Raw genomic sequence first — 16,356 nt, forward strand, 5'->3', positions numbered from 1 at the left:
AAAACCCTGTTATTATGTAACCGTTTTCTTGTATTTATATTTATCTTCTGAAGTAGTTATTCCTATTATAATTTTAAATAAGTCAGCATTCACAATCTAAAATAAGATTAAACTACTTGATTTGTAGTTCACTTTCTTAGTTATGTATTTGACCAAATTACTGAAAAGACAACAATCCATTTTACATATTGAAATAATGATCTCTATGACGTCTATGAAAAAATCTCCATAAGTAATAGATAATCCAGGCAATAAAAATTATCACTTGTGGAATGTAAGCGTAATGAGGATTAATAAATAATAAGGTTATACTGCATGCGACAGCTGTCGGCAATATAATATAAAACCACATCCTAACTTCCTTGTTTTTAAGACTCAAATCAAATCGCTCGCTCATCCGCTCCCCACCATTTCTCTGTATGTATACTAAGAGAATAAGAAATTAATAATCTAAAGACGTATAGTTTCTCTCTCTCCCGTTAATAATTCCTCTTCAGATGAATAATGCATTTTTTTCTTATTACTTGGAACTACTATTGTCCCACCTATTAAATCGTGTATACCTCGCTTGTCTTTGCGAAATATGATCATAAAAAAGCTTACGACGGTAGTTATACCAAAACTTACAACCCCCAATAAGTACCTGCCGACTAGTTCTCTTAATAGCATATTTTGGAAGGTTACCAGTTCTCCATCTAAACGAACTATTTTAATGTTGAGCATTTTCTTGCTAGCGGTATAGCCGCTCCAAACGACTGGGAGAATCGTTAAATATAATGCAAAGATTGCGTCCCAATATTTGCTGTCTATAAAACTTCTATCAAAATCACCTTTGACAATGAATGAAATGATAATAGCCAGTAATAAAAAGAGTAAGCTATCCACTAAAAATGCTATAATTCTTCTGGGAGCACTTGCTAGGTTAAATAATATTCTTTCCATAGTTTTTCACTCTCCTTCTCTTCAAGTAATCTTTTATTTAACTCTTTATTCAGACAAATACAATATTAATTATACTATGTAAATTTAAATAAACTATTATTTTGTCAGAAAATATAGGAATTACCATATTTATTACACATTTTTTAGGAGTGTATACTTTGAAGCCAATTATTCATTTTCGCATCACGTATTTGGCACTTACTTTTCTCATGATAGTGTTAGGACTAGCTTCTAGAAAATATGATTACTTGCTTATAGAAATGGTAGCCGATAATGCTGGTGACACACTTTGGGCAGCCATGGTGTATTTTGGGGCAAGATTCATTTTCGTTACTAAGCCGCCTCTTATTTCCTTATGCATCAGTTTAATCTTTTGTTTTGGAATTGAGTTTAGTCAGTTATATCAAGGTCAGTGGATGAATAGTATCCGAGGAAATACACTTGGGGCTTTAATATTTGGAAGAGGATTTTTAATCGAAGATCTTTGGAGATATACATTAGGTGTAGGTATAGCATATTTGTTTGATGCTTTATGGAACAAGTTCCTTAAACAAACCACCTCCTAACTAAATAAACTTCTTAAAATTGAAATATACTTATAAGATAATCATCTTCAGGAAAATCTCCTAAATAATCTAGGCCACAGCCACTATAAAATGACTTAAGCTTGTTATTTCCGGCCCAACAGTCTAAATACATATCTTTTTTGTGTTCCTTAGAAAAAGAACGGCAAAAGTTAATAACGGAGATACCATGGTTTTTACCTTGGTATTCGGGTATAATAGCAATTCTTCCTACATATAGACTGTTTGGGTTAATATATAGGCTATTTAGTCGATGGATAGGCTTTATCATAAAAGTTCCCACTATCTCATTATCTAACTCCATCTTAAAGACTAAGCCTTGATTTATTTCCTCTTCTACGATTGATGTTGGCCATGGATAAGACCATTGCTCAATTCCTTTCCTTAATAGCTTCAGCGTCGTTTTGTCTAGGGTATTTACAATTGAAACGAGATCATTTCTTTCAGCCAGTTTAATATTCATTTCATCACTCCCTTTAAATTGATACTAGCATAAAATATTGGTATACTCGTGTTAAGAAATGTATAAAATAAAAAAACCGCTTAGATGTTGGTAGCATCCGAGCGGCAAAATAGACTAGTTCCCTTCAATGGGGATTGGCTCTTAAGGCAAAGTAACCCATCCGAGCGCTAACTCACAGGTGGGTTACTTTTTTTGTGTCATTGAAAGTGCCAAAGTAATTAAAGCAATAATTAGCGAACCAAAGCTAATCATAATTACAAGGGATTCAAATACAGTCAAAAAGGCAGCACCTCCCTCCTGTCTCGCTTTTTCCGTGACATAAGGGATCATTGTGCCAACCACCCATGAGATTACTAATCTATTTGATATCTATTATATCTCATAACTCTACCATATATAAACTTTAATCCTTTCCTAATGTAGAGCTTCTTCTTTCTAATAATACGACGTCTCTCCAGACACCGTTCAGCTTACCCATTTGTTTTCGCGTACCGACTGTTTCAAATCCATATTTTTTATGTAAGTGAATACTTCCTTCATTTTCTGGAAAGATCATGGATTGAATTGTCCAAAATCCTTGTTCTTCACTTTCTTCAATCAGATGCTTTAAAAGCTTTCCGCCAATCCCCATACCGGTCGCTGAACCAGATATATAAATGCTTACTTCAGCAACTCCAGAAAAGGCCTCTCGACTTGAAATTGGGCTTAGGGCAACCCAACCTACGACTTGATCCTCCAACACCGCTACATGTCTGCAATTGGCTGTATGGTTAGCATCCCATTCCTCCCATGTAGGAGCCTCCGTTTGAAAGGTAGCGTTTCCGGTTTGGATACCCTCTATAAAAATCGCGCGCACCTTTTCCCAATCGTTCTCCATCAGTTTTCTGATAGCTATCTCTTTATGAATCATGCCTAATCCCTTCATTTCTCAATGTTTTCTCATATTATACGACAAGTAATTATTAGTTTATATATAAATATAATAAAATAACACTTCTTCAAAGGAGAGATCCCTTGTAAGAAGTGCTTTTTTAGTTAATACGCTATTACGCTAAATGAGATGGCAAATAATGCACATAGGACTAATAAGATGCTCATAATAAATGAGAATATTGGCGGCATTCTTTTGATAAAGGAATAGATGCTAATAGCTAAAAAGGCCATTGCTAGAATACCAAAGGAAATACCTTTGTAATTTGCCACAAATTCCACAGTTAAAGGAACTAAAGAGCCTTCACTAGACGGTAAGATACCGAAGGATTGTAAAAGTGTTTCTTTACTTAGCAACACATTGTTGTGTGGTGGCTCCTGCTGGCTCATAGCACCTGTTGCCGCAAAGATCAATAATACGATAACAGATTCTAATCTTGTCCAAGGTCTTGGATCCATATTTTCTTTTACACGTAGCTTTCTTTTCATCAAAAATCCATTAATGAATGCATAACCTATCAAGGGAAGGATAAATAAATGTTTGATCAGAAGGCTTTGACCATAGGGCTGCATCCATGAATTCGGATATTCAGTGATAGTCATCGAGTATGACATTAACGTTAGACCAGTCACAAAGATAATCGCAAAGCAAAAAACAGCCATTGTATGGAACCAGCTTAAAAAGGCTATCCAATTCTCTTTGTTAATAGAAAACCAAGCTACCATCGTTAATACGCCTATCCAAACAGTCACAGTCCCAAAATGGATAAAATGCGTGATAAAGCCTTGTATACCATAAACAGAGTGTGAGTGAGTAGTCCAGCTCATTGCTGCGACCATCGCAAGCAGTAATCCAATCCCCAAAATAGGATAGGCAGGTGAATTTCTATCGTCAAATAAACAAATAAAGACTACTAGAAAAATGGTGATCACAATCGTTACGATCCAAGCCTTACCTATTTCAAACGTCAATAATACTGATTCTAATACATAGAGAAAACTGTATTCCTCCAGCAAATAAATCAATATATTGAATACTGGCATAAAGGAAAATACTGCTATACCAGCAACTGCTATTAACTTTGCCTTTTTAGAAACTACAATCGTTGGCTTTAGATCTTCTGGCATGAGTGAAAATATAAAGCTCCCCATTAACAATGCAAAGCAGGCATATAAAAAGGCTTCGCTAATGGTTGATAAAAGCATCATCATTTTTTATTTCGCCCATTTATCCACCAGAAACTAGCAGCTAAAACGATTACTAAACCGATAATCATCCATGTAAAGAAGCCGTTGGAGGATGAGTCACTTTCCACCTCGTTTGTCTCTACAAGAGGAGCAGTTTCTTCAACATCAGTCTTAGCTTCTTCAGTTACCTCCACTGGATTTTCAACAACAGGAAGATTTACGGTAAATGATAAGTCTCCTTGAATCGGATGTCCATCAGCACCTATTATATTCCATGTTAATGTATACTCTCCATTTTCCATACCATCTACTGTACCAGTCATTATATCGTCAACGACTACAATGTCTTTTACCGGAATCTCTTCGCTATTTGCTCCATATATCTTGAAAGAGCTCGTTTGTTCTATCTTTGTTAAAAAAGTTAGTGTTATTTCTTCTATTGGATCTGTGATTGTGCTTCCATCTGAAGGGTTTGAGCTTTCTAAACCTGTATGAGCAAAAGCCTTTCCGCCCATAAGGAGTATACAGATGGTGATTAAGAATATGATTTTCTTCATAAAAGGACCTCCTAAGTATAATGTACGTTTTCTAGTTAAAGAGACATAAATGAGTATAGTGCTCTCTATTACTTATACCACAATCTATAGAATTACGATAAAGATTGAATTTTACAATCAATTTCTCTAATATGGATGATGTAAACTATTATAAAGGGAGAGATTCATATGGCTAAATCACATGCCAAGAAAAAAAGACTTCATCAGCTAAGAACAACTGGAAAAGATGTATCATCGATGAGAAATGACATTGAATTCAGCACTCATGTTAGAAAGACTAAAACTAAAAAGGAAAAATTGCATCACCTTCATAACAAACATAAAAAGCATTTCCAACAAGGTTTATACCCCGATGGAAATGCTTTTTATTATGTTCATGCAGTTGGTATTTGAAACGATAGCTTTCTTTTCTGAATTTGCAAAAGAAAAATAGTTGTTAAACCTATACTAAATACACCGAATATGACCATCATGTACGGAAGACCAATTAAATCTAACATGGCACCTGTCGATAACAAAACAATTTGGAACGAAATTCGGTCCAGCATATTTCGAAAAGAGAAGAATCGACCATGATACTCTTTCGGAACTTGCTTTTGGAAAATGGTTAATGCTGTTGGATAAAAACAGCCAATAGAGAAACCAAACAAAGCGAAGCTTACTAGTGTTAAAATTGGGTTTGCAACAAAATACATAGAGATCTCAGCAAGACCAATGACAAATACGAAAGTGAAGAGAATAGATTTAGTGCTGTATCTTTTCCCAATATACTTAATAGCAAGGGTACCAATCATGAAGGCTACACCCTCGACCGCATAAATAACTCCCTTTATAGAAGATGAATCTTGAATCTCACTAATATTAATGACGATCAAGTTAAAGGAGCCTAAAAATAATACAGGTATTAAGGTTAGGAGTAGTGTCAGCATGACAGGCATATTCCCTTTAAGCATAGGAAAAACCTCTTTAAAACCATCTTTTCTAGGTCCATTACTTACTAGCATTTTTTCCTTAGTGCTCTCATCTATTTTGAGCATAAAAGTAAACACAAGGATACCTGCATAAGCTATCATCGAAATGATATACAATGATTGAATAGGCCAGTAAACTAATGCAAGCCCTCCAATTGCCGTACCTGCTACTCTAGCAATAGTGGAAACATTCATATGCCAACCGTTTAACTGAAGTAAATCCTCATCCTTAACAATTAACGGCAGAGTCGCCTGTAAAGCTGGAAAGTAAAAGGAAGCAGAAACCTGCAGACTTATTAGAAATAATAGCATCCACCAAATGGATCCTGTAGCAATAGCAACAAACATAAATAACACACTAAATAGTCGACCGATACCAGAAAGGATTAATACCTTTTTTTTATTGGACTGATCGATTATTCTACCTGCTAGTGGACCTACAAGAATTCCTGCAAGTAAACCACTAGCAAGCAGCAAGGACTTATGGAAATCAGAGGGGACCTTTTCCTGCATAAATTCCAGGTTTCCTATTATACCGCTCCAAAGTCCTAAACCAGCAACTAATTCCCCTAGTAGAACAATCCAAACGTTTCTATTTCTCCACATATCCTTTTTCCCTCTTTTAGGATTCTTGTTCTATTGACTTCTTCCAAGCTCTTAGAAGTTGGCCATCCTTCTCCGTATCTATTACAAAGGATCCATTAGAATAACGATCTGTTGGACGGAAGCTATTCACTTCAATCATTTCCTGATGTCCTTTTACTGTTTCTACTACTAATCCATCTGATTTTTTAGCTAGGACAACAGCAAATACGCGATGCGGGTTAGTTTTTAATTCACGGAGCGTGACAAGTCCTCTTTTAGCTCGAGCTCCTGGCTCGACTTCGGAAAGGTGCATACGTTTGATGGAACCACGCTGAGTTATCAGCATAATATCCTCAGTGCTTTGTTGTGAAACTACGTTTACACTCACTACATAATCATCATCTTTAAGATTAATCCCTTTAACGCCACTTGTTTTTACTCCTGTAATTGGCACTTCGTCTAAAGAGAAGCGAACAGAATAACTTAAATGCGTTGTCATAAGTATTTCATCTGATGGCGCTACTAGCTGAGCTAATATAACCTCATCCGTCGACTTGAGTTTAATCGTTTTTATAGGTCTAGCATAGCGTTGCACTACATAATCCGAAAGAAGTGATCGTTTGATCTGACCTTCTTTTGTGGCAGTTAAAACACATAAGTCTAAATCAAATGATTCAATCCCAATAACATTAATAATAGTCTCATTTGTATCAAGAGGAACAATGCTAGATATGTGCTGTCCAAGGTCCTTCCATCGAATATCAGGTAATTCATGCACTGGCTGATAAATGTAATTTCCTTTAGAAGTAAACAATAGCAGGTGATGCTGCGTATTGATAGACTCTTGATAGAGAAGATAATCTGACTCTTTTATAGCAAAGTCCTGTCCGCTAGATGCATTAAAGGATCTCATACCTGTTCGCTTAATGTATCCATCCTTTGTAACAGTTACAATAACCTCTTCAGATGGTATTAACACATCTAGTGTAACCTTAATCTCTTCTATCTCATTTTCGATTACAGATTTACGTTGTTCAGCAAACTGTTTGCGTACAACCTGTAGCTCTTTCTTGATGGTTTTCATCAAAACAGATTCCTTCGCAAGTATGTTTTCTAAACTCGTGATCAGCAGATTTAATTTTTTCTCTTCCTCTTGTAGCTCCGTTATATCTGTATTAGTTAAACGATATAGCTGCAAGGAAACGATAGCCTCAGCCTGTGCTTCAGAGAATTCATACGCTTTTATCAGATTGTTTTTAGCATCTTTTTTGTCTTTAGAGGCACGTATCGTCTTAATAACCTGATCTAAGATGGATAAGGCTTTCATCAGACCTGAGACGATATGGAGGCGCTCTTGTGCTTTATTCAAATCATGAATTGTTCTACGAGTAACAACCTCTTTTTGATGATTGATGTATGCATCAAGTAGTAGAGGCAATGTCATCATTGTTGGTCTACGATTGTGAATGGCAATCATATTAAAGTTATACGTTATTTGTAAATCTGTGTTTTTAAATAGGTATTGTAATATACCATGAGCGTCTACTTCTTTTTTCATCTCTATAACAATACGCAAACCGGTTCTGTCTGATTCATCTCGAACATCTGCGATTCCGTCTAATCGTTTGTCTAATCGCTGCTCATCGATTTTTTTGACTAAATTAGCTTTATTGATTTCATACGGAATTTCTGTAATGACAATTTGTTCTTTGCCACCTTTAATCGCTTCAATCTCAGCTTTTGAGCGTACAACGATCTTACCTTTTCCCGTTTCATAAGCTTTCTTAATACCCTCGATACCTTGTATAATTCCACCTGTTGGAAAATCAGGACCTTTTATAACTGTCATAAGTTCATCCACTGTACATGCTGGATTCTCCATGCGCATTAAAACTGCATCAAGTGCCTCATGTAGAGCATGCGGGGGTATATCTGTCGCATATCCTGCGGAAATTCCAGTGGCACCGTTTACTAGTAAATTAGGAAAACGAGCAGGAAGAACCATAGGCTCCATATCCGAATCATCGAAGTTAGGAATATAATCCACCGTATTTTTGTTAATATCTCTTAATAGCTCATGTGATATGGCGGAAAGCCTTGCTTCAGTATAACGCATAGCAGCGGGTGGGTCCCCGTCAACTGAACCGTTATTCCCATGCATTTCGACTAGCATATGACGTAGTTTCCAATCCTGACTCATACGAACCATTGCCTCATATACAGAGGAGTCACCATGAGGGTGATAGTTACCAATTACAACTCCAACCGTTTTAGCGGATTTACGGAAGGCTTTGTCATTTGTATTTCCTTCTTGAAGCATTGCAAATAAAATACGACGTTGAACTGGCTTTAGTCCATCGCGAGCATCAGGTAAAGCGCGGTCTTGAATGATGTATTTACTATAACGTCCAAACCGATCACCTATTACTTCTTCTAACGGTAAATTTTGATATCTTTCGGTTTGTGTCATACTAATTCATCCTCCGTGTGAATTCTTTCATTTTCTAAGATGTTTGAATCATCATCTAAACTGAAGTTAACATTTGCTTCTATCCATTTTCTTCGAGGTTCTACTTTATCCCCCATTAATGTTGTTATATGTCTCTCGGCACGTGCCCCATCTTCAATCGTCACACGTATTAAAGTTCGAGTCTCAGGGTTCATAGTTGTATCCCATAATTGATCGGCATTCATCTCTCCAAGACCTTTATAACGTTGAAGCATAACACCTTTTCCGATTCTCTGCATAGCTGCATTGAGCTCTTTTTCAGTCCATGCATATTCGGAGACTTCTTTTTTCCCCATTCCTCTATATACCTTGTATAAAGGAGGCATGGCAATATAGATGTTGCCGTTTTCAATCAATGGCTTCATATATCGATAGAAGAACGTAAGCAATAGTACTTGTATATGTGCTCCATCGGTATCGGCATCTGTCATAATGACGATTTTGTCGTATGCAATATCTTCTATCTTGAAATCTGCTCCAACCCCACCACCAATTGCATGGATAATCGTAGCAATTTCGATATTTTTCATGATGTCGGTTAGCTTAGCCTTCTCTGTATTAATAACTTTTCCTCTAAGCGGTAGGATTGCTTGGAACGTTCGATCTCTACCTTGCTTAGCAGAACCACCAGCAGAGTCACCCTCTACTAGATATAGCTCATTTTTCTTCGCATTTCTAGATTGAGCAGGAGTAAGTTTACCTGATAATAACTCGGATGGTTTTCGTTTTTTTCCATTACGAGCATCTTCACGCGCTTTTCTTGCTGCTTCTCGAGCATGCTGAGCACGAATCCCTTTTCGGATTAAAGAAGCGGATAACTCGGAGTTTTCTTCGAGGATGTATTGTAGCTTTTCAGACACAACAGAATCTACCGCACTTCTTGCTTCACTAGTACCCAATTTCCCTTTCGTTTGCCCCTCAAATTGCAATAGATTCTCGGGAATTCTAAGAGATACGATAGCGGAGATTCCTTCACGAATGTCCGAGCCATCTAAGTTTTTATCTTTTTCCTTTAATAATCCCGTTTTTCGGGCATAATCATTGAATACACGTGTTAACGCTGATTTAGCACCTGTTTCATGTGTCCCGCCATCTCTTGTTCTAACATTATTTACAAAGGATAAGATGGTTTCCGAATAACCATCATTAAATTGGAAAGAAAACTCTACTTCAATTTCTTCATGACTACCTTCCATATAAAAAACAGGATGTAGTACATCTTTCTCTTCATTTAAATAGGCGACGAAAGCTTCTATGCCTGTTTCATAATAGAACACATCATGGGCTTCGGTACGTTCATCAAATAATTCGATTTTTAATCCTTTTAAAAGGAAAGCTGATTCTCTAAGTCTTTCGCAAAGTGTTTCATAGTTAAATTTAGTAGTGGAGAAGATTTTGCTATCTGGTAAGAAATGTACGGATGTTCCTGTTTCTTTTGTAGTCCCTATTTGGTTTAGTGATTCGACTACTTTTCCACCATTTTCAAAGCGTTGTGCAAATTTTTTCCCATCTCTATGAATGACTACATCTACATATGAGGAGAGAGCATTTACTACAGAGGCACCTACACCATGTAGACCTCCACTTGTTTTATAGCCGCCTTGTCCAAATTTACCACCTGCGTGTAGTACAGTAAAAATCACTTCCGCAGTAGGAACGCCTGTCTTATGCATACCAGTAGGCATACCTCGTCCAAAATCTCTTACCGTTATACTTTGGTCTGAATGGATTGTAACTATAATATGTTCACCGAATCCAGCAAGGCTTTCATCCACCGCATTATCTACTATTTCATAGACCAAATGGTGAAGACCTCTAGAATCTGTTGATCCAATATACATTCCCGGTCTTTTTCTTACGGCCTCCAAGCCCTCAAGCACCTGAATATCATCATCGCCATAGCTTGTTAAATTATTGTTTTTACTCAATTCGTTCCCTCCAAAAAAACAAAACGTTTGTTCTTCTTTCTATTTAAGCCTACAAACAGATTGTCATTATGTCAATAGCGCTGAAGGACAGGCCAGACTTCAATTGTAGTGAAAGTTCAATTAGAATGCAATCTACCCTTTTCTTGCATTCTCTATTCACCTAGTTAATTCCTTCTTTACTTTTAAACAATGTTTTAATCCAGTTGTTAAAAAAACAGTTGTATATTAAGTATATCGTAAAAACTTGGATTTTTTCAGTAGGAACCCATTTAAAAATTTTTAATAATCCGTTTTGTGCTTACTTTACAGGATAAACTGGCATAGATTACGCTTGAACTATCCTTTAGAACTGCATTACTTGTCATTGAATAACAACTCATCTACATGGTAAAATAAGAAAGTTATTATATTATTAATAGATAGATATAGAAGGAGCACACTATGACAATACTCATTTTACTTTTGCTTGCTTATTTAATTGGGTCAATCCCATCTGGTCTATGGGTTGGAAAGCTATTTTACAACATTGATATACGTGAGCATGGTAGTGGCAATCTAGGTGGAACTAACACTTTCCGAACGCTCGGTAAAAAGGCTGGGTTGGCCGTAACAATTATGGACATTCTTAAAGGGACATCAGCCACTTTGTTAGGTTTGCTTCCATTTTTTGCTTCAACAAACGTGCATCCTCTTATTTTAGGGGTAGTTGCTGTCATTGGACATATTTATCCTGTGTTCGCTGGGTTTAAAGGCGGAAAAGCAGTGGCTACATCAGGTGGGATCCTATTAGGCTATAACTGGCCGATATTTGTAATCTTAGTTGTAGGATTTTTTATTATATTAAAAATAACAAAAATGGTATCTCTATCCTCTATGTGTTTAGCCATCATTGCACTCATCTACTCTATTGTTTACTATTTTACGGTCAAAGAAGATTGGCCACTAATCGTAATCGTATTTTTACTTGCAATCTTTATTTTCTATCGTCATCGTTCGAATATAGAGCGCATTAAAAATGGAACTGAGCCAAAGGTCAAGTGGATTTAACTATTTAATCGAAGCATCCTGTTGCTAAAGAGTTAAACAAATTCTTTGCGGAACCTATTAAAAAGCTTTAGACTAAACCCATGAAAAACATCGTAAAATTTAAAGAAAGCTTGGTGGTTCGCATGAAAATCAATATCTCTGGAGATGCTTTAAAATGGTTCCGCGAGGAAATGGAAGCAGAAAAAGGAGACAAAATTCGTTTCTATGCTCGATATGGAGGCTCAAGTCCAATACAAGAGGCTTTCTCACTAGGTGTGACAAAGGATACTCCATTCGAACCATCTGTAACTCTCTTACATGAAGAGATCATGTTCTTTATAGAAGAGAGAGATGAATGGTATTTCACTGGACATGACCTTTATGTTTCATTTAATGACCAATCAAATGAGCTTGAATATTCCTATAAAAAAGCTAGATAGCCAAAGGGAGTAACGTTTTCAAAAGCGTTACTGCCTTTTTTAATGAAAAGGCTATTTAAATGGCTTGGTTTGATATTTCGTGAGATGGTTTTGTTTATAGTGTTACCCTTAAACTAACTTCATAGGTTAGTTTAAGTAGAATTGAGCATTATTACGTTGAATACTTTAGGACACATATTTACTTATCCTTCTTCCACCCATAAATAAATATAATTAAACTTATTATAAAAAAAACGGAAAAAAATAATTTGAAAAGTATATGCGTGGTTACTGCTTCGGATACTTCTCCCGTCATTTGTCCAATCCGCAAACATGAATAAATAAATCCTAATGATAATAAGAAAACAAAACCCATTGCTTTGTATGAAAATGAAATCATAATGCAGCCTCCTCTTCTGGTAAATTTTATCATATGGATGATGTATTATATAGACAGTATTATGATAAAGGTACTTAATCAAATAAGGGGTTGTGTTAGCAAAAATCAATATCAAAGTAAAATGAGCCAGGAGAAAATATCCTAGCTCATTTTTATGTGTATTTTTATAACCTTCACCTTTAGCGTAGCCATTGAAAAAAAGTGCTGATATTAGACATTCCAATGTAAGTATTTAAGGCATTTTTTTTACTGACTGTCCTGGCTAATTTAATAAAAAATCACAATAATCCTTATTGTGGTAAAATTAGAATTATAGTACAATTTGAGGGATTATAGTTTTCACTAATATTTATTTGTTTGGAATATGACTTTTCTAAAAAGAGGGAGGAATTTATCATGCTATTTATGTTAATCGTAAAAGCCTCAAGGAATTCAGAAGCCGGAAATCTCCCGAGCCCAGAGCTCATGGAAGCCATGACAAAATTTAATGAGGATTTAGTGAAGTCAGGCGTACGTGTTATGGCTAAAGGACTACATCCTACTTCCAATGGGATTCGACTCACATTCCCTATACCTGGGGAAAAGCCTGTGGTTTCGGAAGGTCCATTTACGGAGTCACAAGATTTGATTGCAGGGTTTATACTAATTGAAGTGGAGTCAAAAGAAGAAGCGGTTGAGTGGGCGATGAAGATGCCTGACCCTCAAGGATATGGGGAAGGCCAGATTGAATTACGTCAAGTCTTTTAACGAACACCATCTTCTATGAGCTCATTTATACTTAAAAACAATAAATGAGCTTGGATATGACTCCAAGCTCACTTTTATTTTAATGGACGAAATCTTTTTAACTGCTCCAATAAATTTTCTTTTTCCATAATCTCATATTCGTATTTACCAAAAAGATCAAAATGAGGATAACCTTCCTTGTAGTCGATCCATTCTTCCTTTAAGTTATACTGTTTACCCCACTTAATTAGCTTAGTAATATCACAGCAGCCAACCTTGGTAACTGTGTTACATCCAGGAAAGCGTTCATCCAACCAATAGTGAGTAAGAAAAGCGATTTCCTTGTTTTCCACTGACTGTTTCCAATTTTTTAGCTCATCTCTATTAATACCAAAAGCCACAGTTAAGATTCCTTCACGATTTCTTTATATTTATTATCCCAAGCTGCATCTATCTTCGCAAGTGATACTGGTCTAAAATCTTCTTTTCGAACGACTACATGCTCCGTTGTTGCTGTAGAAGACAGCGTGCCATCTGTATGTACAATTTCATAACCATAGGTTGTTCTTAGTCTTCCATGCTTTTCAATCCATGTTCGTACTTTGACTTTATCTCCGTACTTTACCGGTGTTTTATAATTAATATTTACATTGGTTACTGGTGATAAGTATCCATCCTTTTCTAAACCTGCATAAGAGAAACCCAAATCTTGTATAAGCTGAGTTCGTCCCATCTCTAACCAAACTAAATAGTTACCATGATATACTACTCCCATTTGATCGGTCTCTGCGTATCGTACTTCAATTTCTTTTTCACTTATAAACATCTCTTAGTCACCTCAACCTCTATTATACAAAAAGATAGCAAAAAAAGCTGGAAAGTGTTACTCCGCAGCTTTTAAAGCTATCTCTTTTAATAGTTTCTTATTAATTTTACCTACATCTGTCCTCGGCAGTTCTTCTAGAAAATAAATCTTCTTAGGAACCTTATAGCTTCCTAGCGTTACTTTACAATAATCGATCAGCTCCTGCTCTGACACAGATGAGTTAGCACAAGAAATAAAAGCAGTCACACACTCTCCCCATTTTACGTCCTCTAATCCGAGTACAGCTGCTTCCTTTACATTAGGATGCTCCGTAAGGCGTTGCTCTATCTCTAAAGGATAAATATTCTCTCCTCCTGAAATAATCATCTCCTTTTTACGTCCCACTATGAAGAAATCTCCATCCTCGTCAAAGATTGCAAGGTCTCCAGTTTTTAACCATTTGCCCTCAAATGTATTTTCCGTTTCCCCATCATTATTCCAGTAGTGCTTAAAAACGTGTCTCCCTGAAACGTATAGCTCTCCTACTTCATTTGGTTGACAAGATTCCCCATTTTCGTTTATTACTTTTACTTCATTGAATTGCATACACTTGCCTACCGTCCCCTTTTTAAGCATAGCTTTCTCTGGATGGACGAAAAAGTTGTTTGGTCCTGCCTCCGTCAAACCGTAGCCTTCTTTAAACAAAATTCCAATCTCTTCAAACTTATTATAGATCGTGTGAGGACAAGGCGCTCCACCGGATAAAAAACACTTAACTGTAGGGAAAAGCGACTTATTGATATACTCTGTTTCTAACATCGCTTGATACATCGTCGGCACAAACAAAGACAGAGTAGTCTTGTAGGAGTCCAAGTATTTTAAAGCTTCCTCTGCTTGAAACTTGTTACCTGTGACCACGGTACCCCCCGCCATTAAAATAGGTATGCATAATGCGTTTAGTCCTCCAGTATGAAACATAGGCATATAGTTTAGTGTACAGTCCTCTTCGTTTAATCCCCAGCTGATGATTGTATTGATCGCATTCCAATTGACATTGTCAAAGGATAGTACTGCTCCCTTAGGACTTCCAGTTGTCCCGCCTGTATAAATAATGAGCCAAGGATCATCCGGTTTCCAATCCGTGTTCAGATGAAAGTCACTATTATTGGTGAGTGTTATACTCGACAAAATAATTGTTTTAAAGGTAGGGAAAAATGTACTTAAGTATCTATGCTCGTCATCGTAAATGACGGCCACTGGCGAACAATTATCTAGTATATATTGTAATTCTTTGGTGCTTAACCGGAAATTTAACGGCACATAGATAAGTCCTTTCAAACCACAGGCAAACAATAATGCAAATAGTTCTATTCTATTATGAGAAAGAACCACGATTCTCTCCCCAACTTTGTATCCTTGTTGCTCAAAATAGTTGGCCCATCCTCTTGCTTGTTCCCATAATGTTTCATAGGTCCATTCCTTGCCGCTACTACTATCTATTAAAGCCTTCTTAGTTGGAGAGAGGATAGCCCTTTTATAAATCCATGCTTGTTCAGATAACATTTTGGCAACGCCCTTTCCTTACATCATGATACCGCCATCTACTTGTAGTACATGCCCGTGAACATAATTAGATTCGTCGGAGGCTAAAAATAAATATGCATTTGCAATATCGCGTGGTTCTGCTAGTCGTTGGAGAGCCACAACAGACTGCATCTGTTCAATAATTTTCTCAGGCATTTTCGCTACCATTTTCGTTAAAGTGAACCCAGGTGCTACTGCATTCACATTGATGCCTTTTCTTCCTAGTTCTTTTGCCCATGTCTTCGTCATTCCTACGACCGCAGCCTTTGAAGCAGCGTAATTGGTCTGACCTACGTTTCCATAAACTCCACTAACGGAGGAAGTATTAATTATTTTCCCAAATCGATTTGCTACCATGTGTGGAACAACTGCCTGCGTGCAATTGAATACACCTGTTAGATTGACATCTAACACTCGACTGAAATCTTCTTCCGTCATTTTAGTTAGCATGGCATCACGAGTGATCCCTGCATTATTTATCAAAATATGAATCTCTCCAAACCGTTCAATCGTTTGTTCCACCATTGCATCAACACTTTTTCGATCTGCCACATCCACCTGGACAAAGAATGCGGAATATCCTTGTTCTCTTAATTCATTTTCTAGAGATTTGCCTGCCTGATAATCGAAATCAGCCAAAACTACTTTTGCTCCTTCTTCAACAAACCGTTGAACAGCCGCGGACCCAATACCGTTAGCGGCTCCAGTAATAATTGCTACTTTATCTTGAAGTCTCATA

At 36.7% G+C, this 16,356-nt stretch carries 18 protein-coding genes; 5 read left to right on the plus strand and 13 right to left on the minus strand.

From position 1 onward, the window contains the following. Positions 1 to 450 precede the first annotated feature (450 nt). Positions 451 to 942: an RDD family protein gene (locus tag MKX96_RS10405; RefSeq protein ID WP_340883527.1), complete on the minus strand. Its 492-nt coding sequence runs from the start codon at positions 940 to 942 to the stop codon at positions 451 to 453. Positions 943 to 1,100: 158 nt separating this feature from the next. On the opposite strand from MKX96_RS10405, the gene MKX96_RS10410 reads away from it, so the two are divergent. Further along, positions 1,101 to 1,508, plus strand: coding sequence for a ribosomal maturation YjgA family protein (locus MKX96_RS10410; RefSeq protein ID WP_340883529.1), 408 nt, complete (start codon positions 1,101 to 1,103; stop codon positions 1,506 to 1,508). A gap of 13 nt (positions 1,509 to 1,521) precedes the next feature. Here MKX96_RS10410 and MKX96_RS10415 read toward each other — a convergent pair whose 3' ends face one another. From MKX96_RS10415 to MKX96_RS10435, 5 genes are all read right to left on the minus strand, one after another. Further along, positions 1,522 to 1,989: a GNAT family N-acetyltransferase gene (locus MKX96_RS10415; RefSeq protein WP_340883531.1), complete on the minus strand. Its 468-nt coding sequence runs from the start codon at positions 1,987 to 1,989 to the stop codon at positions 1,522 to 1,524. Between the two features lie 183 nt (positions 1,990 to 2,172). Further along, on the minus strand, positions 2,173 to 2,319 hold the full coding sequence (locus MKX96_RS10420) for a putative holin-like toxin (RefSeq protein ID WP_340883533.1): 147 nt from the start codon (positions 2,317 to 2,319) through the stop codon (positions 2,173 to 2,175). Positions 2,320 to 2,392: 73 nt separating this feature from the next. Next, positions 2,393 to 2,899 carry a GNAT family N-acetyltransferase gene (locus MKX96_RS10425; RefSeq protein WP_340883534.1) on the minus strand — a complete coding sequence of 169 codons (507 nt, stop codon included), beginning with the start codon at positions 2,897 to 2,899 and terminating at the stop codon, positions 2,393 to 2,395. A 125-nt stretch (positions 2,900 to 3,024) separates the two neighbouring features. Further along, positions 3,025 to 4,131 (minus strand): copper resistance D family protein, encoded by a 1,107-nt coding sequence (locus MKX96_RS10430; RefSeq protein ID WP_340883536.1) that lies wholly within the window; start codon positions 4,129 to 4,131, stop codon positions 3,025 to 3,027. Beyond that, a complete protein-coding gene (locus MKX96_RS10435) occupies positions 4,128 to 4,664 on the minus strand; it encodes a copper resistance CopC family protein (RefSeq protein ID WP_340883537.1) in 537 nt (178 codons plus the stop codon). The genes MKX96_RS10430 and MKX96_RS10435 overlap by 4 nt, the downstream gene beginning before the upstream one ends. Positions 4,665 to 4,832: 168 nt before the next feature. Here MKX96_RS10435 and MKX96_RS10440 point away from each other — a divergent pair, with 168 nt between their 5' ends. After that, positions 4,833 to 5,057, plus strand: a complete 225-nt coding sequence (locus MKX96_RS10440) for a hypothetical protein (protein ID WP_251553138.1) — start codon at positions 4,833 to 4,835, stop codon at positions 5,055 to 5,057. Here the strand turns inward: MKX96_RS10440 and MKX96_RS10445 are convergent. The 3 genes from MKX96_RS10445 to parE are packed head-to-tail and all read right to left on the minus strand — an operon-like array spanning position 5,039 to position 10,657. Next, positions 5,039 to 6,241 carry an MFS transporter gene (locus MKX96_RS10445; RefSeq protein ID WP_340883538.1) on the minus strand — a complete coding sequence of 401 codons (1,203 nt, stop codon included), beginning with the start codon at positions 6,239 to 6,241 and terminating at the stop codon, positions 5,039 to 5,041. The genes MKX96_RS10440 and MKX96_RS10445 overlap by 19 nt on opposite strands. Positions 6,242 to 6,257: 16 nt before the next feature. Further along, positions 6,258 to 8,690, minus strand: coding sequence for a DNA topoisomerase IV subunit A (gene parC / locus MKX96_RS10450; RefSeq protein WP_340883540.1), 2,433 nt, complete (start codon positions 8,688 to 8,690; stop codon positions 6,258 to 6,260). After that, positions 8,687 to 10,657, minus strand: a complete 1,971-nt coding sequence (gene parE / locus MKX96_RS10455) for a DNA topoisomerase IV subunit B (RefSeq protein WP_340883542.1) — start codon at positions 10,655 to 10,657, stop codon at positions 8,687 to 8,689. The genes parC and parE overlap by 4 nt, the downstream gene beginning before the upstream one ends. Before the next feature lie 441 nt (positions 10,658 to 11,098). On the opposite strand from parE, the gene plsY reads away from it, so the two are divergent. The 3 genes from plsY (at position 11,099) to MKX96_RS10470 (ending at position 13,249) form a co-directional block, all read left to right on the plus strand. Then, positions 11,099 to 11,704, plus strand: a complete 606-nt coding sequence (gene plsY / locus MKX96_RS10460) for a glycerol-3-phosphate 1-O-acyltransferase PlsY (protein ID WP_340883544.1) — start codon at positions 11,099 to 11,101, stop codon at positions 11,702 to 11,704. A gap of 122 nt (positions 11,705 to 11,826) precedes the next feature. Then, positions 11,827 to 12,123 carry a HesB/YadR/YfhF family protein gene (locus MKX96_RS10465; protein ID WP_340883546.1) on the plus strand — a complete coding sequence of 99 codons (297 nt, stop codon included), beginning with the start codon at positions 11,827 to 11,829 and terminating at the stop codon, positions 12,121 to 12,123. A 775-nt stretch (positions 12,124 to 12,898) separates the two neighbouring features. Beyond that, a complete protein-coding gene (locus MKX96_RS10470; protein WP_340883548.1) occupies positions 12,899 to 13,249 on the plus strand; it encodes a YciI family protein in 351 nt (116 codons plus the stop codon). 74 nt (positions 13,250 to 13,323) lie between these two features. Here the strand turns inward: MKX96_RS10470 and MKX96_RS10475 are convergent, their stop codons facing one another. From MKX96_RS10475 to fabG, 4 genes are read right to left on the minus strand one after another with little or no spacing between them, the layout of a single operon-like run. Further along, positions 13,324 to 13,629 carry a hypothetical protein gene (locus MKX96_RS10475; protein WP_340883549.1) on the minus strand — a complete coding sequence of 102 codons (306 nt, stop codon included), beginning with the start codon at positions 13,627 to 13,629 and terminating at the stop codon, positions 13,324 to 13,326. A 2-nt stretch (positions 13,630 to 13,631) separates the two neighbouring features. Continuing rightward, on the minus strand, positions 13,632 to 14,054 hold the full coding sequence (locus MKX96_RS10480; RefSeq protein WP_340883551.1) for an acyl-CoA thioesterase: 423 nt from the start codon (positions 14,052 to 14,054) through the stop codon (positions 13,632 to 13,634). A gap of 57 nt (positions 14,055 to 14,111) precedes the next feature. After that, the gene (locus MKX96_RS10485) at positions 14,112 to 15,596 is read right to left on the minus strand and encodes a class I adenylate-forming enzyme family protein (protein ID WP_340883552.1); all 1,485 of its coding nucleotides are present in this window, start codon (positions 15,594 to 15,596) and stop codon (positions 14,112 to 14,114) included. Positions 15,597 to 15,614: 18 nt separating this feature from the next. Continuing rightward, entirely contained in the window at positions 15,615 to 16,355 is a 741-nt protein-coding gene (gene fabG / locus MKX96_RS10490) for a 3-oxoacyl-ACP reductase FabG (RefSeq protein WP_340883553.1), read from the minus strand. Position 16,356: the final 1 nt, after the last annotated feature.

Source organism: Psychrobacillus sp. FSL W7-1493 (genome assembly GCF_038004905.1).
GTDB lineage: Bacteria > Bacillota > Bacilli > Bacillales_A > Planococcaceae > Psychrobacillus.

Coding starts and splice junctions, on each gene's coding strand:
- parC (WP_340883540.1), bottom strand. CDS start 8,690: ATGACACAAACCGAAAGATATCAAAATTTACCGTTAGAAGAAGTAATA.
- fabG (WP_340883553.1), bottom strand. CDS start 16,355: ATGAGACTTCAAGATAAAGTAGCAATTATTACTGGAGCCGCTAACGGT.
- MKX96_RS10405 (WP_340883527.1), bottom strand. CDS start 942: ATGGAAAGAATATTATTTAACCTAGCAAGTGCTCCCAGAAGAATTATA.
- MKX96_RS10470 (WP_340883548.1), top strand. CDS start 12,899: ATGCTATTTATGTTAATCGTAAAAGCCTCAAGGAATTCAGAAGCCGGA.
- MKX96_RS10420 (WP_340883533.1), bottom strand. CDS start 2,319: ATGATCCCTTATGTCACGGAAAAAGCGAGACAGGAGGGAGGTGCTGCC.
- plsY (WP_340883544.1), top strand. CDS start 11,099: ATGACAATACTCATTTTACTTTTGCTTGCTTATTTAATTGGGTCAATC.
- MKX96_RS10425 (WP_340883534.1), bottom strand. CDS start 2,899: ATGATTCATAAAGAGATAGCTATCAGAAAACTGATGGAGAACGATTGG.
- MKX96_RS10440 (WP_251553138.1), top strand. CDS start 4,833: ATGGCTAAATCACATGCCAAGAAAAAAAGACTTCATCAGCTAAGAACA.
- MKX96_RS10480 (WP_340883551.1), bottom strand. CDS start 14,054: ATGTTTATAAGTGAAAAAGAAATTGAAGTACGATACGCAGAGACCGAT.
- MKX96_RS10465 (WP_340883546.1), top strand. CDS start 11,827: ATGAAAATCAATATCTCTGGAGATGCTTTAAAATGGTTCCGCGAGGAA.
- MKX96_RS10435 (WP_340883537.1), bottom strand. CDS start 4,664: ATGAAGAAAATCATATTCTTAATCACCATCTGTATACTCCTTATGGGC.
- MKX96_RS10415 (WP_340883531.1), bottom strand. CDS start 1,989: ATGAATATTAAACTGGCTGAAAGAAATGATCTCGTTTCAATTGTAAAT.
- MKX96_RS10430 (WP_340883536.1), bottom strand. CDS start 4,131: ATGATGATGCTTTTATCAACCATTAGCGAAGCCTTTTTATATGCCTGC.
- MKX96_RS10445 (WP_340883538.1), bottom strand. CDS start 6,241: ATGTGGAGAAATAGAAACGTTTGGATTGTTCTACTAGGGGAATTAGTT.
- MKX96_RS10485 (WP_340883552.1), bottom strand. CDS start 15,596: ATGTTATCTGAACAAGCATGGATTTATAAAAGGGCTATCCTCTCTCCA.